Below are 15,487 nucleotides of genomic sequence, written 5' to 3'. Positions count from 1 at the left end.
GGCGGCCGGGTTTGAGGGACAATGCAGGGTTGGCGCGGCGGCAGGTCTGGCGTCTGGGAAACGAGGCAAGGGGAGCCGATGAGCGAGCATGAGCTGACACCGGGATTGATGGTGATCCACGGCAACCGGCCGGAAGCGCTGCGCGACGTGCTGGTGAGCTGGATGACGCGTCACCCGCTGTCGCCGCTCGATCAGGAGGTGATCCTGGTACAGAGCAACGGCATCGCCCAGTGGCTCAAGCTGGCGCTGGCGCGCGATGTCGCCGATGGCGGCTGCGGCATTGCCGCGGCGATCGACGCGCAGCTGCCGTCGCGCTTCCTGTGGCAGGCCTACCGTGCGGTGCTCGGCGACAAGGCCGTACCACTGCAGTCGCCGTTCGACAAGCCGCTGCTGGTCTGGCGGCTGATGCGCTTGTTGCCGGCGCTGCTGGCCGAGCGGGTCTTCGCGCCGCTGGCGCGTTTTCTCGACGGTGACGACGACCTGCGCAAGCGCCACCAACTGGCCGAGCGGCTTGCCGACCTGTTCGACCAGTATCAGGTTTACCGCGCCGACTGGCTGGCCGACTGGGCGAGCGGTGACGACGTCCTGAGCACCAGTCGCCACGGCCGGCTGGCTCTGCCGGACGATGTGCGCTGGCAGCCGCGACTGTGGCGGGCCTTGCTCGCCGATGTTGGTCACGATGCCGATGAGGGCGTCGAAGGCCGCCCCGAACACGACCCCGAACACGACCCGGCCGGCACCAGCCGCGCCGAGGTGCACCGGCGATTTCTTGCGCAGGCCCAGACGCTGGCGCAACGGCCGCACGGCCTGCCGCAGCGCCTGCTGGTGTTCGGCATCTCGTCGCTGCCGCAGCAGTCGCTTGAGGTGCTGTCGGCGCTGTCGCGCTGGACCCAGGTGCTGATGTGCGTGCACAACCCGTGCGAGCACTTCTGGGGCGACATCCTTGCCGACAAGGATTTGCTGCGCGCCGAAAGGGCGCGGCAGTCGCGCAAGGCGGGGGCGCCGCTGCAGCTCGACGATACGCTGCTGCATCTGCACGCCCACCCGCTGCTCGCGGCCTGGGGCAAGCAGGGGCGCGATTTCATCGGCCTGCTCGACGCGCACGATCAGCGCGAAAACTACGAGTCGCGCTTTATCGAGATCCAGCAGCGCATCGACCTGTTCGACGGCAACGGCGGTGCGACGCTGCTGAACCAGCTGCAGGACGACATCCTCGACCTGCGGCCGCTGGCCGAAACGCAGGCGCGCTGGCCGGCGGTGGGCGCGGGCGATGCATCGATCCGCTTTCATGTGACGCACAGCCCGCAGCGCGAGGTCGAAGTGCTGCACGACCAGCTGCTCGATGCGCTCGCCGCCGATCCGGCGCTGCGCGCGCGCGACATCATTGTCATGGTGCCCGACATCAACGCCTATGCGCCGCACATCCAGGCGGTGTTCGGGCTGCTCGATCCGCACGATCCGCGCTTCATCCCGTACACGCTCGCCGACCAGGGCCAGCGTCACCACGACCCGCTGCTGGGCGCGGTCGAAAAGCTGCTCGGCCTGCCGCAATCGCGGCTGGCGGTCAGCGATCTGCTCGATCTGCTCGAAGTGCCGGCGCTGCGTCGCCGCTTCGGCATCGCCGAGGACCAATTGCCCTTGCTGCATCGCTGGGTCGCCGCGGCGCGGGTGCGCTGGGGGCTGCACGCCGAGCAGCGCAGCCGGCTCGATCTGCCGCAGGCGTTCGAGCAGAACAGCTGGTTCTTCGGCCTGCGACGCATGTTGCTTGGCTACGCCGTCGGCAGTGGCGACGCCTGGGCCGGCATCGAGCCGATGGACGAAATCGGCGGGCTCGATGCCGCCTTGCTCGGGCCGCTGACGCAATTGCTCGAACGCCTCGATACGCACTGGCGCGCGCTGCGCGAGACGACCGGTGCCGACGACTGGTGCACGCGGCTGCGCGCCATGCTCGGCGACTTTTTCGATGCCGACGACGGCGAAGACGGCTTTACGCTGATGCGTCTCGACGACTTGCTGCAGCAGTGGCAGGACGCCTGCGCCGCCGCCCGGCTGACCGAGGCGCTGCCGCTGTCGGTGGTCCGCGACTACTGGCTGGCGCAGCTCGATCAGAGCAGCCTGAGTCAGCCTTTCTTTGCCGGCGCGGTGACCTTCGCGACGCTGATGCCGATGCGGGCGATTCCGTTCCGGATGGTCTGCCTGCTCGGGATGAACGACGGCGATTACCCGCGCACCCGCGTGCCAATGGATTTCGACCTGATGGGGCGCGACTACCGCCCCGGCGACCGGTCGCGCCGCGAAGACGACCGCTATCTGTTTCTTGAAGCGCTGCTATCGGCGCGCGACCGGCTGCACATCAGCTGGGTCGGCCGCAGCATCCACGACAACAGCGAGCGCCCGCCGTCGGTGCTGGTCGCGCAGCTGCGCGATCACCTTGCCGCTGGCTGGCAACTGGCTGGCGCCGCCGGGGATGATGCCTTGCTGGATGCGCTGACGATCGAACACCGGCTGCAACCGTTCAACCGCGATTATTTCGGCACCGATCCGCGCCTGTTCAGCTATGCGCGCGAATGGCGCGATGGCCTCGCCGGTACTGGGGAGCCTGCGCAGCCGGCCGTGCCGGCAGTCCGGATGCCGGTTCAGATGTCGCTGCTACTGGACGAGCCTGAAGAGCCGGTCTCGGCGCCGGGGCTGGCGCCGTTGGCGCACGGTCTGTTCAGACAGGCGCCGCTGGCGCCTATGGCCTGGGACGGTACGCTGAGCTTGCGGCAACTGGCCGATTTTCTGGCCAACCCGGTCCGCAGCTTTTTCCGCCTGCGCCTCGGTGTCTACTTCGAACTCGCCGATCCGGCCAGCGAGGACAACGAGCCGTTCGCGATCGACGCGCTGGAAAACTGGCGCCTGCAGGACGAACTGATCCGCGCGCAGCTCGCGGCATTCGACAAGGGCGAGGCGCGCGAGCCGGCCTTGCTGGCGCAGCTTGAAAAAATCGAACGCCGTGGCGAGCTTCCACCGGGCCAGTTCGCCGCCGTGCTGCGCAACGACCTGGTCGAGCCGATGGACGACCTGTTCGCACGCTACGCCGCCGCGCTGGCCGATTGGCCGCACGCGCTGCCGGATGAAGAGATCGACGAGACGATGACCGACCCCCGTGTTGCCGACTGGCTGTCCGGGCTGCGCGGCAACGACGCGGGCGAGCGGGCGCGGGTGCTGCTTGAAAGCAGCGGCCTGCTCAAGGACCGCGCGTACCGGCGCGACAAGCTGGTGCCGTACTGGGTCGCGCATCTGGCCGGCCACCTTGGCGGCGTGGCTTTGACCAGCGTCATCGTCGGCAAGAACGGCACGGTGACGCTGCCGCCGCTCGACCCGGACACGGCCCGCGCGCATTGGGATGCGCTGCGCGCCGCGTGGCAGGACGGCCAGTGCCGGCCGCTGCCGCTGGCGCTGAAGACGGCGCTGGTATGGCTGGCCAAGGGCGGGCGCGCCGGTGCCGAGCCGGTTGGCGACGCGGCCAAGGCCGCGCGCGACTGCTACGCGCTGCACGACCCGGACAACAAGCGCTTTGCCGAAATCGCCGAAAATCCGTATCTGGCGCGCGCCTGGCCCGATTTCGATGCGCTGTGGGCGGATGGCGAATTCGCCCGGCTTGCCGATGCGCTGCTGCTGTCCCTGCACGACGCGCTCGACGGCGGCAAGGGCCGTGCCGCCAAGGAAGACGCATGAGCCAGATTCCCCCGACCCTGAATGCGCTCGATTTCCCGCTGCACGGCAGCCGGCTGATCGAGGCGAGCGCCGGTACCGGCAAGACGTTCACGATTGCCGCGCTCTATGTGCGGCTGGTGCTCGGCCACGGTGGCGACGCCGGTTTCACGCGCGCGCTGAATCCGCCCGAAATCCTCGTCGTGACCTTTACCGACGCGGCGACCAAGGAGCTGCGCGACCGGATTCGCGCGCGTCTTGCCGAGGCGGCGACGGCGTTTCTGATCGATCCGGCCGAGGTCGAGGCTGATGCGGTTGGCGAGGACTTCCTGCACGACTTGCGGGCGATGTATCCGTCGGAGCAATGGCCGGGCTGCGCGCGCAAGCTGCAGCTCGCGGCCGAATGGATGGACGAAGCCGCGGTGTCGACGATCCACGGCTGGTGCAACCGGATGCTGAGCGAGCACGCGTTCGACAGCGACAGCCTGTTCACGCAGCGGCTCGAAACCGACCAGAGCGAGTTGCTGGCCGATGTCGTGCGCGATTACTGGCGCAGCTTTTATTTTCCGCTGACGGCGGGCGATGTCGCCATCGTGCGGCAGTGGTGGGCCGATCCGGACGGCTTGCAGCGCGATCTACGCAAGCTGCTCGAATACACCGGGGTGCTCGGCGCCGGCCGGGTGCCGGTCGAGGCGATCGGCCGCGCCCGCGACGAAGCCGCGCGGCTGCTGGCCGAGATCAAGGCGCCATGGCCGGCATGGACCGATGAGCTTGAAACACTGCTCGACGGCGCCGTTGCCGCCAAGGCAGTCGATGGAAAGAAAATCCAGCGACGCTATTACGCACCGTGGCTGGCGACGCTGCGCGACTGGGCGGCGGATTCGACAATTGCCCCTGACCTGAAAAAAGGGTGGGAAAGGCTGACGCCCGAAGGGCTGGCCGAAGCGTGGAAGGACGGCAGCCCGCCACACCATCCGGCGCTCGACGCGATGATCGATTTGCGCGCGCGGCTGGATCAGCTGCCCGATGCGCGCGCCGACCTGCTGCGCCACGCGGCGCGCTGGGTGTCGGAACGTTTTGCGCTGGAGCAGGCACGGCGCGCGCAAATGGGCTTCGACGACCTGCTGACCCGGCTCGATGCCGCCTTGCACGGGCCGAATGGCGCGCGGCTGGCCGAACTGATCCGCACGCAGTTCCCGGTCGCGCTGATCGACGAATTCCAGGATACCGATCCGCTGCAGTACCGGATTTTCGACGCCGTCTACCGCGTCGCCGATCCCGGCATCGATCGGGCGCTGATCCTGATCGGTGACCCGAAGCAGGCGATCTACGCCTTCCGGGGCGCCGACATTCATACCTATCTGCGCGCGCGCCGCGATACCGGCGGCCGGCATTACACGCTGGCGACGAACTACCGCTCGACTGCGGCGATGGTTGGCGCGGTCAATCATGTGTTCGGCCAGGCCGAAATCCGGCCGGCCGGCGCCGGCGCTTTCCTGTTCCGCGACGGCGGCGACAACCCGGTGCCGTTTCTGGCCGTTGGCGCCCATGGCCGCGCGGATGCCTTCGTCGTCGACGACGAGGCGGTTGCGGCCCTGAACTGCTGGTACGTCGACGATGCCGACGAGCTGTCGAAAACCGACTACGTGCAGCGTTTCTCGGCCGCCTGCGCCGATCGGATCGTGGCCTTGCTGCGGTTCGGGCAACAGGGCCGGGCGGGGTTTGACGCACCCGGTGTGCCGCGCCGCCCCTTGCGGCCCGGCGACATCGCCGTACTGGTCAACACCGGCCGCGAAGCCACGGCGGTGCGCAAGGCGCTGGCCGGCGGCGGCGTGCGCAGCGTCTATCTGTCGGACAAGGAGTCGGTGTTCCAGAGCCCGCAGGCCGCCGAGCTGCAGGGCTGGCTGGCCGCCTGTGCCGAGCCCGACGACGACCGGCTGCTGCGCGGCGCGCTCGGCACCGCGTCGCTCGGTCTGGGCTGGGACGTGCTGGACCGGCTGAACCACGACGAGCAGGCGTGGGAGGACCGCGTGATGCAGTTCCGCGCCTACCGGACGTGCTGGCGCAAGCAGGGCGTGCTGCCGATGCTGCGTCGGCTGCTGAACGATTTCGACGTGCCGCTGCGGCTGCTCGGTCGCGGCGACGAGCGCGCGCTGACCGATCTGCTGCATCTGGCCGAGATGCTGCAGCAGGCGAGCACACAGCTCGACGGCGAGCACGCGCTGATCCGCTTTCTGGCCGAGCAGCGTCAGGATGCCGGCAGCGGCAACGACGCGCGCAAGCTGCGGCTGGAAAGCGATGCGGCGCTGGTCAAGGTCGTCACCGTACACAAATCCAAGGGGCTCGAATACCCGCTGGTCTTCCTGCCTTTCGCCTGCGCCTTCCGCGCGACCAAGGCCGATGACTTGCCACTCAAATGGCACGGCGACGATGGCGCGCTGCACGTGGCGTTGCGCGGTGATGCCGATGCGGTGACGCGCGCCGACCGCGAGCGGCTGGGCGAAGACCTGCGCAAGTTCTACGTCGCGCTGACCCGGGCGCGCTATGCAACGTGGATCGGCATGGCACCGCTGAAGGGGCTGGCGCACAGCGCGCCGGGCTATCTGCTGGCCGGCGGTGACGCGGTGACGGCGGCCGATCTGAAGCCTGCACTCGACGCGCTGCGCGGTAGCAACGCCGACATCGCCGTGCTGCCGCTGCCGCAGGCAACGCAGGACGCCTACCAATCCGATACGGCGGAAACCGGCCTCGGCCCCGAGCGGCGTCTGCAACTGGCACCGCGCGAGCCATGGTGGATCGCCAGCTATTCGGGCCTGCTGGCCGGCGCGCTCGACGACGACGCGGTTGTCGCCACCGTGGCGCCGGCCGACACGGCGGCCGAAGACATTTTCGCCGAACGCCACGATAAGGATGCCGCGGCGCCGGTGCCGCTCGATGGCGGGCTGCATGCGTTTCCACGCGGCCCGGGGCCGGGCAGTTTCCTGCACGGCTTGCTTGAGTCGGTTGCTAAAGAGGGGTTCAAACAGGCGCTGGAAAAGCCGGCGGCGATGAACGAACAGATTGCCCGCCGCTGCAATCTGCGCGGCTGGCAACGCTGGATTTTGCCGCTGCAGGACTGGCTGTCGGCCTTGCTGGATACACCATTCAATCTGCCCGACGCCGCGCCGCTGCGGCTGGCGGCGCTTGGCCGCTACCGGCTGGAAATGGAGTTCTGGTTTGCGCTGCACGATGCCGACACCCGCAAGCTCGACGCGCTGCTGCGTACGCACACGCTGGCCGGCGCATCGCGGCCGCTGCTGTTGCCCCGGCTGCTGAATGGCATGCTCAAGGGTTTTATCGACCTCGTGTTCGAGCACGAAGGGCGTTACTACGTGGCCGACTACAAATCGAACTGGCTCGGCGGCGACGAGGCGGCGTACAGCGAGGCCGCAATGCGCGAGGCGATGCTGGCGCATCGCTACGACGTGCAGTACGCGCTGTACGTCTTCGCGCTGCACCGGCTGCTCAAGTCACGCATTCCTGATTACGACTACGACGTACACGTCGGCGGCGTGCTCTATCTGTTCCTGCGCGGCCATCGTGCCGTCACGCAGGGGCTGCACTTTACCCGGCCGCCGCGCGCGCTGATCGATGCGCTGGAGCGGTTGTTTGGCGGGACCACCGAGGAGGCCGGCGCATGATGTCCCGATCCGAGATGCTGGCGCTGTTGGCGCGCTGGGCCGAGCGCGGCTGGCTGCGCGAGCTGGATCGCGCCTTTGCCGTGTTTCTGGCCGATGAAGCGGCCGATGCCTCGCCCTTGCTCTTGCTTGCGGCGGCGCTGGCCAGTCATCAGCTCGGTCGCGGCCACGTCTGCCTTGATCTGCAGGCGACACTGGCCGACAGCAGCTTCGTGCTATCGCTGCCGCCGGATGGCGATGACGATGCCGGCTTGTTGCTACCTGCGGCGGTGCTGGCCAACCTCGATCTGGCCGGCTGGCAGGTGGCGTTGCAGCACCCGGCGTTGGTCGGCAACGGCGCAGGCTGTTCGCCCTTGGTGCTGGCCGGCGCGCGACTCTATTTGCGTCGCTACTGGCAGTACGAATGCGATGTGCGCGCGGCGATCGAGGCGCGGCTGGCGCGTACCGCCGAGCTGCGTGCCGGCTTGCCGCTGGCGGCGCTGAAACAGGCGCTGGATGCCCTGTTCCCGCCGGCGGATCATGCGGGCGCCGACTGGCAGAAGCTGGCGTGCGCGCTGGCCGCCGGCAACGCGTTCAGCATCGTCACCGGCGGCCCGGGTACCGGCAAGACGACGACGGTCGTCCGGCTGCTGGCGCTGCTGCAAAGCCTGGCGCTGGGTGGCGGTGACGCGCGCCCGCTGCGCATCCGTCTGGCCGCGCCGACCGGCAAGGCCGCGGCGCGGCTCGGCGAGTCGATCGCCGGTGCGGTGCAGCGGCTGCCGCTGGACGGTCTGGCTGGCGGCGAGGCCATCCGCGCGGCGATTCCGGTCGAGGTGACGACATTGCACCGCTTGCTCGGCAGCAAGCCCGACAGCCGCCATTTCCGCCATCATGCGGCCCACCCGCTGGCGCTGGATCTGCTGGTGATCGACGAAGCGTCGATGATCGACCTGGAAATGATGGCCGCCGTGCTCGCGGCGCTGCCGGCTTCCGCGAGACTGATCCTGCTGGGTGACAAGGACCAGCTGGCCTCGGTTGAAGCCGGCGCGGTGCTCGGTGAGCTGTGCCAGCGCGCCGGCGATGGCCATTACTGGCCGGTGACGCGCGACTGGCTGGCCGCGGCAAGCGGCGAGCACATTGCCGCGGCGCTGGTCGACGAAGGCGGCACACCGCTCGATCAGGCGGTCGCAATGTTGCGGCACAGTCATCGCTTTTCGGCCGCCAGCGGCATCGGCCAACTGGCCGGGGCGGTCAACGATGGCGATGTCGATGCGGTGCAGGCGGTCTGGACGCAGGGCTACAGCGATCTGGCCCGGATCGAGCTGGGGCAGGGTGATGCGGCATTGCGCGGGCTGGTCATCGACGGCGCGGCGGAACATTTTCTCGCCGACGGACACCGGGCTGCACCGGTGGGCTATCGCCACTATCTGCAGATCGTGGCCGAACATCGCCCGGCGGCGCATGCGAACCAAACGGCGTTCGACGACTGGGCGAGGGCGGTGCTGACGGCCCACGGCCAGTTCCAGTTGCTGTGCGCGCTGCGGCGCGGGCCCTGGGGCGTCGAAGGTCTGAATCAGCGCATCGCCGAACTGCTGCATGCCGAGGGCTTGTTGCCGGCGCATCAGGGCTGGTACGCCGGGCGGCCGGTGCTGGTGACTCGGAATGATTACGGTCTCGGCTTGATGAATGGCGACATCGGCATTACGCTGCCCGCCGCCGGGGATGACGGCGCAAGGCTGCGCGTTGCCTTCCCGGCAGGCGATGGCCGGATCAAATGGGTGTTGCCGAGCCGGCTGCAGGCGGTAGAAACGGTGTTCGCGATGACGGTGCACAAGTCGCAGGGCTCGGAATTCACCCATGCGGCCTTGCTGCTGCCCGACCGGCTCAATCCGGTGCTGACGCGCGAGCTGGTTTACACCGGCATCACCCGTGCGCGGCACTGGTTCATGCTGGCGAGCGCCGGCCCGGACTGGCAGGTGCTGAAGCCGGCGATCCTGCGGCAGGTGCAGCGCGCCAGCGGCTTGCTGGCCGAGCCGGACTGACGGGGGTGCGAGACGCATAGGTAGCCTCGTACATTCAGTTACATTCTATCGCGCCACCGGTTTGTGCCAGAACAGGACGAATTCCGCGCTGCGGTGGCGGGCCGACGGGTGAAGTGAGTCGGTTTCCGTTCGCCAGAAGCCGAAACGTACCGTTCCTGACCCGTTTGGGCCGGTGTTGGCCTTGATGTGTCGCGGTCTTAGCATGCGCCGAGTCTGTTCTCAGTCACGGAAGCCGCCATGCAGAAAAGCACCAAAATCGTCGCCACCTTGGGTCCGGCCAGCGACGATCCACACTTGCTGGAACAGTTGCTGAATGCCGGGGTGAATACCGTGCGGCTGAATTTCTCCCACGGCACCGCGGCCGATCACCTGGCCCGTGCGGCGCGGGTGCGCGAGCTGGCGGAGCGGATTGGCGTCGCTGTCGCCATCCTGGCTGACTTGCAGGGCCCCAAGATCCGCATCGGCAAGTTCGAAGAACAGAAAGTCACGCTGCAAGGCGGCGAGCGCTTCATCCTCGATGCGAACTGCAAGAGCGGTAACGCGACCCGTGTCGGCCTCGATTACACCGATCTGCCGAACGACGTTCGGCGCGGCGACCGGCTGCTGCTCGACGACGGCAAGATCCAGCTCGTCGTCGATGATGTCGCCGGTGGTGAAATCCATACGACGGTGCTGGTCGGCGGCGAGCTGTCGAACAACAAGGGCATCAACCGCATGGGCGGTGGCCTGTCGGCGCCGGCGCTGACCGCCAAGGACATGGAAGACATCAAAACCTGTGCCGCCCTCGGCGCCGATTTTGTGGCCGTGTCCTTCCCGAAAAGCGATGCCGACATCCACATGGCCCGCACGCTGTTGCGCGCCGCCGGCAGCCATGCCGCGGTGATCGCCAAGATCGAGCGCTGCGAGGCGGTCGACAACCTCGACAATATTCTGGCTGCCTCCGACGGCATCATGGTCGCCCGTGGCGATCTGGCCGTCGAAGTCGGCGATGCCGCCGTACCGGCTTTGCAAAAGCGGATGATCCGCGCGGCCCGTCGTCACCACAAGCTGGTGATCACGGCGACGCAGATGATGGAATCGATGATCAGCAGCCCGGTGCCGACGCGCGCCGAGGTGTCCGACTGCGCCAATGCGGTGCTTGACGGTACCGATGCGGTGATGCTGTCGGCCGAATCGGCATCCGGTCGCTATCCGCTCGAATCGGTGCAGGCGCTGGCGCGCACCTGCGTCGAGGCCGAGCGGATGCAGGACGACGTGCTCGAGCACGAATTCGCCGGTACCGGCCGGCTGGCGCTGCCCGAGCAGACGATGGCGATGTCGGCGGTCTACGCGGCCCGCCATCTGGAACTGAAAGCCATCATCACGCTGGCCCCCGATCGTGCCTCGCTGCTGTGCCTGTCGCGCTTTACCGCGCGCGTCCCGGTATATGCGGTGACGAGCTGCCTGCAGACCTACCGCCATCTGGCGTTGCACCGCAATGTCTTTCCGGTGTTGCTACCCGCCACCAAGGCGTGCGACGCCTTGACCGAGGCCAAGCTGCAACTGCAGCACCGCGGACGCTTGTCCGGCGGCGACATGGTCGCGGTCTTGCAGTGCAGCCCGGGCAGCTCGCGTGCCGACAGCCTGCAACTGCTCCGCTGCGCATGAAATCCGACAGGGCGTCGCGGCGATCAGAACCGCGACCCGACCAGGCAATGTAGCCGAAGGACGCATTGCAGCTTCTCGACTGAAGCTAAATTCCTCCACCGAGTTTGCCGACCCCTTGTGGGTCGGCTTTTTTTTGCCCGTTTTCGCGGCCCGAGTTGGTCGGGTTGCCACGAATTCCGGCACAAATTACGTAATTACAATTGGTTACATACGGACACTGCACCGCAAATGTGCCGATTCATCCCGCGTCGGAACGATGTTGGTGCCGGCAAGCAGGAGACGGGTCAAACCGGCCCGCACCAAGGTGCCGTAACGGTCGTTTTTGACTCAAATAGGGCTGAATTGCCTCGATTTTTCAAGGCCTTAGGATGGGCTCATGCATCTGCCGCGAACCATTCTGGCGCATGTGAACCGGCAAGGCTGAAACCGCGCCACGCGTGACTACGTAGCGCCGTACGAGGGCCCGACTTGGGGGCCACGACAAATCGAGGAGTCAAACATGTTGTCATTCTTCAAAACCCGGCCGGACCAACCGGCCCTGGACCGTCCCCCCGAGGAAGTCCGTTCCATCTACAAGAAGATGCAGTGGCAGGTGTTCCTGGGCCTGGTCTTCGGCTATGCAATGTTTTATGTGGTGCGGCTGGTGCTCGGCGTCGTCAAGAAGCCGATGCTCGACGCCGGTGTCGTCACCGTCGAAGAACTGGGCCTGATGGGCTCGGCCTTCTTCTTCACCTACGCCTTCGGCAAGTTCTCCAACGGCTTCCTGTCGGACTATGCGCACATCGGCCGCTTCATGTCGGTGTCGCTGGCGCTGTCGTCGATCTGCGCCATCATCATGGGCATGAACGTCGCCGGCATGTTCTTCGTGATCTGCTGGGCCGTGAACGGCTGGTTCCAGTCGGTCGGTTCGGCGCCGTCGTGCGTGTCGATCTTCCAGTGGTTCTCGCCGACCCAGCGCGGTTCGCGTTACTCGATCTGGGGCAGCTCGCGCTCGCTGGGCGAAGCGATCACCTGGATCATGACGTCGTCGCTGGTGGCCTTCCTCGGCTGGAAAGCCGGCTTCATCGGCGCGGGTATTGCGTCGCTGGCTGCCGCGCTCGGCATGTATTTCCTGCTCAAGGATCGCCCGCAGACCTACGGCCTGCCGGACCCGGCGTCGGCCTTCGGTGAAGAAGCCGAGGTCAAGAAGCAGAACGACCCGAAGGAAACCCGTCGCGCCCAGCTGTTCATCCTGACGCAAAAGACCGTGTGGCTGATCGCCTTCGCCTGCGCCGCAATGTACGTGACGCGTTATGCGATTACCTCGTGGGCCGTGCTGTTCATGCAGGAAGTGAAGGGCTACAGCCTGCTCGATGCCGGCTTCGCGATGACCGCCTACCCGACTGCCGGTATGGTCGGCGCGATCCTCTCGGGCCTGGTGTCGGACAAGATCTTCAAGGGTAACCGTCACATTCCGACGCTGCTGTACGGCCTCGTCAACCTGGCTGGCCTGGCGCTGATGTTCTGGGGTCCGAACAACCGTATCGTCGACGCCGTCGCACTGAGCATGGTCGGTTTCGCCATCGGTGGTCTCGTGGTCTTCCTTGCCGGCCTGACGGCTTGCGATCTGATGCCGAAGAATGCAGTTGGTGCGGTCAAGGGTTTCATCGGTCTGTGTTCTTACCTCGCGTCGTCGATGCAGGAATACGTGTCGTCGAAGCTGATCCGCGTCACCGAAGTGGCTGGCGTCAAGCACTACGATTTCGGCGATGTGCACATGTTCTGGTTCGGTGCTTCGGTCGTCTCGCTGCTGCTGGCGCTGACGGTGTGGAACGCCAAGAAGGTGGTGTCGATCGACGAAGTCAAACCGCAAGAAGCAGGCCTCCCGGCCAACGCGGCGAAGCAAAAGTCGTAATTCAGCCGGCTAAAACTGTCGCAGTACTAAAACCCACAGGGCGCACCCTGTGGGTTTTTTCCGTTCTGTGGCATCCGGCGTTGCTTTGGGTTCCGACGCGGTTGATCCGCACGGAGTCTGCTCAGCCCAGATCACCCGTTCTGACGTCAGTCACCACGCCACGGGTCTAGCGCGCCCCTCCCGCAAATCACAATCGGCGGCATACTGAGGGAGCGATGAGCGAGGGCGATGTTCCGTCCCGAAACAATCAGGAGAAACAAGATGGTCGCCAAGAATACGATTTGTCTCTGGTACGACGGTACCGCGCTGGAAGCCGCCGAGTTCTACGCCCGGACGTTCCCGGACAGCGCGGTTGGCCCTGTTCATCGCGCGCCCGGCGACTATCCCGCGGGCAAGCTGGGCGACGTCCTGACGGTCGAGTTCACGGTGATGGGTATTCCTTGTCTCGGCCTGAACGGGGGTGCGGCGTTCAAGCATAACGAGGCGTTTTCGTTCCAGGTCGCGACCGACGATCAGGCCGAAACGGACCGTTTGTGGAACGCGATCGTCGGCAACGGCGGTCAGGAAAGTGCATGTGGCTGGTGCAGGGACAAGTGGGGGTTGTCGTGGCAGATCACGCCACGCGCCCTGACCGCCGCGATCATCGACCCTGACCCGGCCGCGGCCAAGCGCGCTTTCGAAGCAATGATGAATATGGGAAAGATCGACATCGCAGCGATCGAAGCCGCTCGGCGCGGCTGACGTCCGGTAGCGGCCCGGCCGCGCTCGCTGTCTCGCTGCGCTCAGCATCGAAATCGGCGAATTGATCGCGAGCCATCCGGGCTGCTGATCATATCTTTCAGCGTTCGCGATCGACGCGTTTTCGCTACAGGCCGCGTTGCTTGCGCGGAGTAGGTATGCCGGTGGCGGCTTTGCGTTGGGTAGTTCTGGTGCTTACTTGAGATGGCGGGTAACAGTCAGTCATGCACTATCCTGCAGGGGCCTGCGGGATGCGGTGCCAGCCCGGTACTGCACGGCGCGGCTTATGGAACCGGAGATACGATCTCATGCAGCAGCGCTTCAGTAAGAGCAGGTGGTTATCCCGCCTGAACAGCCAGATTGTCGCGGCCATGCTGGCCGTTTCCGTCTCGGCGCCGGCCTTCGCCGTGCTGGCCGGGACTGCGCCGACGGGCGGGTACATCACCGACAGCCAGGGCAGGGCCTTGATTCTGCATGGCCTGAATACGTCCAGCTATTCGAAGAACCGGGCCGACGGCATGCCGCAGGTTACGGCGACGGACATCGCGGCCGAAAACGCTGGTCTGGGCACCAATGCAGTCCGCCTGCTGATTTTCTGGGGGTTGGTCGAGCCGGCGCCGGGCGTGTACGACGACGCGTATCTGGCCAATGTGGCGACGCGGGTGAACTGGTATCAGGCCGCCGGCATGCATGTGCTGCTCGATATGCATCAGGATCTGTATGGCCCGGCCGTGACGATGCAGCCCGGCTCGGTCAACGGTGCGCCTGCATGGGCGACGTATACCGACGGCCTGCCGTACACGCCGCAAAGCAATTTTGCGCTGGGCTATCTGCAGCCTGGCGAAATGCGCGCTTGGGACAACTTCTGGGGTACGACCGGCACGCATCCCGAGCTGCGGACGCACTATGCCGCGGCTTGGCGGCATGTGGCCGCCTACTTCGCCGCTAACGACGCCATCATCGGCTATGACCTGATGAACGAACCGTGGGGCGGGAGTCTTCAGTCCGCGACGTTCGAACCGACGGTCTTGCTGGCAACCTATCAGGCCGTGATCAACCAGATCCGCAGCGTCGATGCCGACCGCTGGATCTTCGTCGAGCCGTCGGCCTTTCCGATCAACCAGGGCCTGCCGACCACGCTGCCCAAACCGTCCGACCCGCGTGTCGGCGGTCCGCGCATCGTCTACGCGCCGCATCTGTATCCGCCGACGCTGGAAACCTATTCGGCGACCGGCTCCTACACCGGCCTGAACGTCATTCCGATCAATCTGCTGCTGACGACCTGGACGACGCTCAATACCACGACCGCCGCGCTGTGGAATGCGCCGCTGGCGATCGGCGAGTTTGGCGCCATCAATTACACGGCGCCGGGCAACACCGGTTACGTCGACAAGATCGTCGGCATGGCGGATGACATCGGTGCAAGCTGGTTCTGGTGGTCCAACGATCACGGCGCAACCGGGCCGTATCAGGGCAATGGCGTCTTCAACGGTCTCGCCCCGTATCTGTCCCGTCCTTATGTGCAGGCCGTGGCCGGTACACCGCAGCGGCTGGATTTCGATCCGGCCAGCGGCCGGTTGCTGGCGCAATTTGCCAACAAGGCCGGGGTGACGGGCACGACCGATTTCTTCTTGTCGCCCACGGTCTACCCGAACGGCTACACCGTGACCACGACCGATCCGGCCGGGACGTGGAGCGCGAGTTATGACACGGCCCGGCACGTACTCTCGATCACGGCGGATCCGGCCAGCGTCAATCACAGCTATACGATCACGCCGGTGCCTTGACGCACAGCGGATGCGTGACCGCGATTG

Annotated in this window: 7 protein-coding genes; all 7 read left to right on the top strand. The window is 66.4% G+C overall.

Annotated elements, in window-relative coordinates:
• Positions 1–78 precede the first annotated feature (78 nt).
• Complete coding sequence (recC, locus tag R0382_RS15715) at positions 79–3,720, top strand: exodeoxyribonuclease V subunit gamma (RefSeq protein ID WP_432720790.1); 3,642 nt, start codon at positions 79–81, stop codon at positions 3,718–3,720.
• Complete coding sequence (gene recB, locus R0382_RS15710) at positions 3,717–7,376, top strand: exodeoxyribonuclease V subunit beta (RefSeq protein WP_432720788.1); 3,660 nt, start codon at positions 3,717–3,719, stop codon at positions 7,374–7,376. The genes recC and recB overlap by 4 nt, the downstream gene beginning before the upstream one ends.
• Positions 7,373–9,394, top strand: a complete 2,022-nt coding sequence (gene recD, locus R0382_RS15705) for an exodeoxyribonuclease V subunit alpha (protein WP_432720787.1) — start codon at positions 7,373–7,375, stop codon at positions 9,392–9,394. The genes recB and recD overlap by 4 nt, the downstream gene beginning before the upstream one ends.
• A 237-nt stretch (positions 9,395–9,631) precedes the next feature.
• Positions 9,632–11,041 carry a pyruvate kinase gene (pyk, locus tag R0382_RS15700; RefSeq protein WP_432720786.1) on the top strand — a complete coding sequence of 470 codons (1,410 nt, stop codon included), beginning with the start codon at positions 9,632–9,634 and terminating at the stop codon, positions 11,039–11,041.
• Positions 11,042–11,540: 499 nt separating this feature from the next.
• Positions 11,541–12,935 carry an MFS transporter gene (locus tag R0382_RS15695; RefSeq protein WP_432720784.1) on the top strand — a complete coding sequence of 465 codons (1,395 nt, stop codon included), beginning with the start codon at positions 11,541–11,543 and terminating at the stop codon, positions 12,933–12,935.
• Positions 12,936–13,196: 261 nt separating this feature from the next.
• Positions 13,197–13,676 carry a VOC family protein gene (locus tag R0382_RS15690; protein ID WP_432720783.1) on the top strand — a complete coding sequence of 160 codons (480 nt, stop codon included), beginning with the start codon at positions 13,197–13,199 and terminating at the stop codon, positions 13,674–13,676.
• A gap of 305 nt (positions 13,677–13,981) precedes the next feature.
• The gene (locus R0382_RS15685) at positions 13,982–15,460 is read left to right on the top strand and encodes a cellulase family glycosylhydrolase (protein ID WP_432720782.1); all 1,479 of its coding nucleotides are present in this window, start codon (positions 13,982–13,984) and stop codon (positions 15,458–15,460) included.
• Positions 15,461–15,487: the final 27 nt, after the last annotated feature.

The sequence above is a fragment of the Jeongeupia wiesaeckerbachi genome, assembly GCF_050916355.1.
GTDB lineage: Bacteria > Pseudomonadota > Gammaproteobacteria > Burkholderiales > Chitinibacteraceae > Jeongeupia > Jeongeupia wiesaeckerbachi.
Note: the sequence above shows the minus strand (reverse complement) of the source record. Positions and strands in the feature narration are given on the sequence as shown.

What these genes read in the sequence shown, in the direction of transcription:
- recD (WP_432720787.1), top strand. Translation starts at nt 7,373, where the DNA reads ATGATGTCCCGATCCGAGATGCTGGCGCTGTTGGCGCGCTGGGCCGAG.
- recC (WP_432720790.1), top strand. Translation starts at nt 79, where the DNA reads ATGAGCGAGCATGAGCTGACACCGGGATTGATGGTGATCCACGGCAAC.
- recB (WP_432720788.1), top strand. Translation starts at nt 3,717, where the DNA reads ATGAGCCAGATTCCCCCGACCCTGAATGCGCTCGATTTCCCGCTGCAC.
- R0382_RS15685 (WP_432720782.1), top strand. Translation starts at nt 13,982, where the DNA reads ATGCAGCAGCGCTTCAGTAAGAGCAGGTGGTTATCCCGCCTGAACAGC.
- R0382_RS15695 (WP_432720784.1), top strand. Translation starts at nt 11,541, where the DNA reads ATGTTGTCATTCTTCAAAACCCGGCCGGACCAACCGGCCCTGGACCGT.
- R0382_RS15690 (WP_432720783.1), top strand. Translation starts at nt 13,197, where the DNA reads ATGGTCGCCAAGAATACGATTTGTCTCTGGTACGACGGTACCGCGCTG.
- pyk (WP_432720786.1), top strand. Translation starts at nt 9,632, where the DNA reads ATGCAGAAAAGCACCAAAATCGTCGCCACCTTGGGTCCGGCCAGCGAC.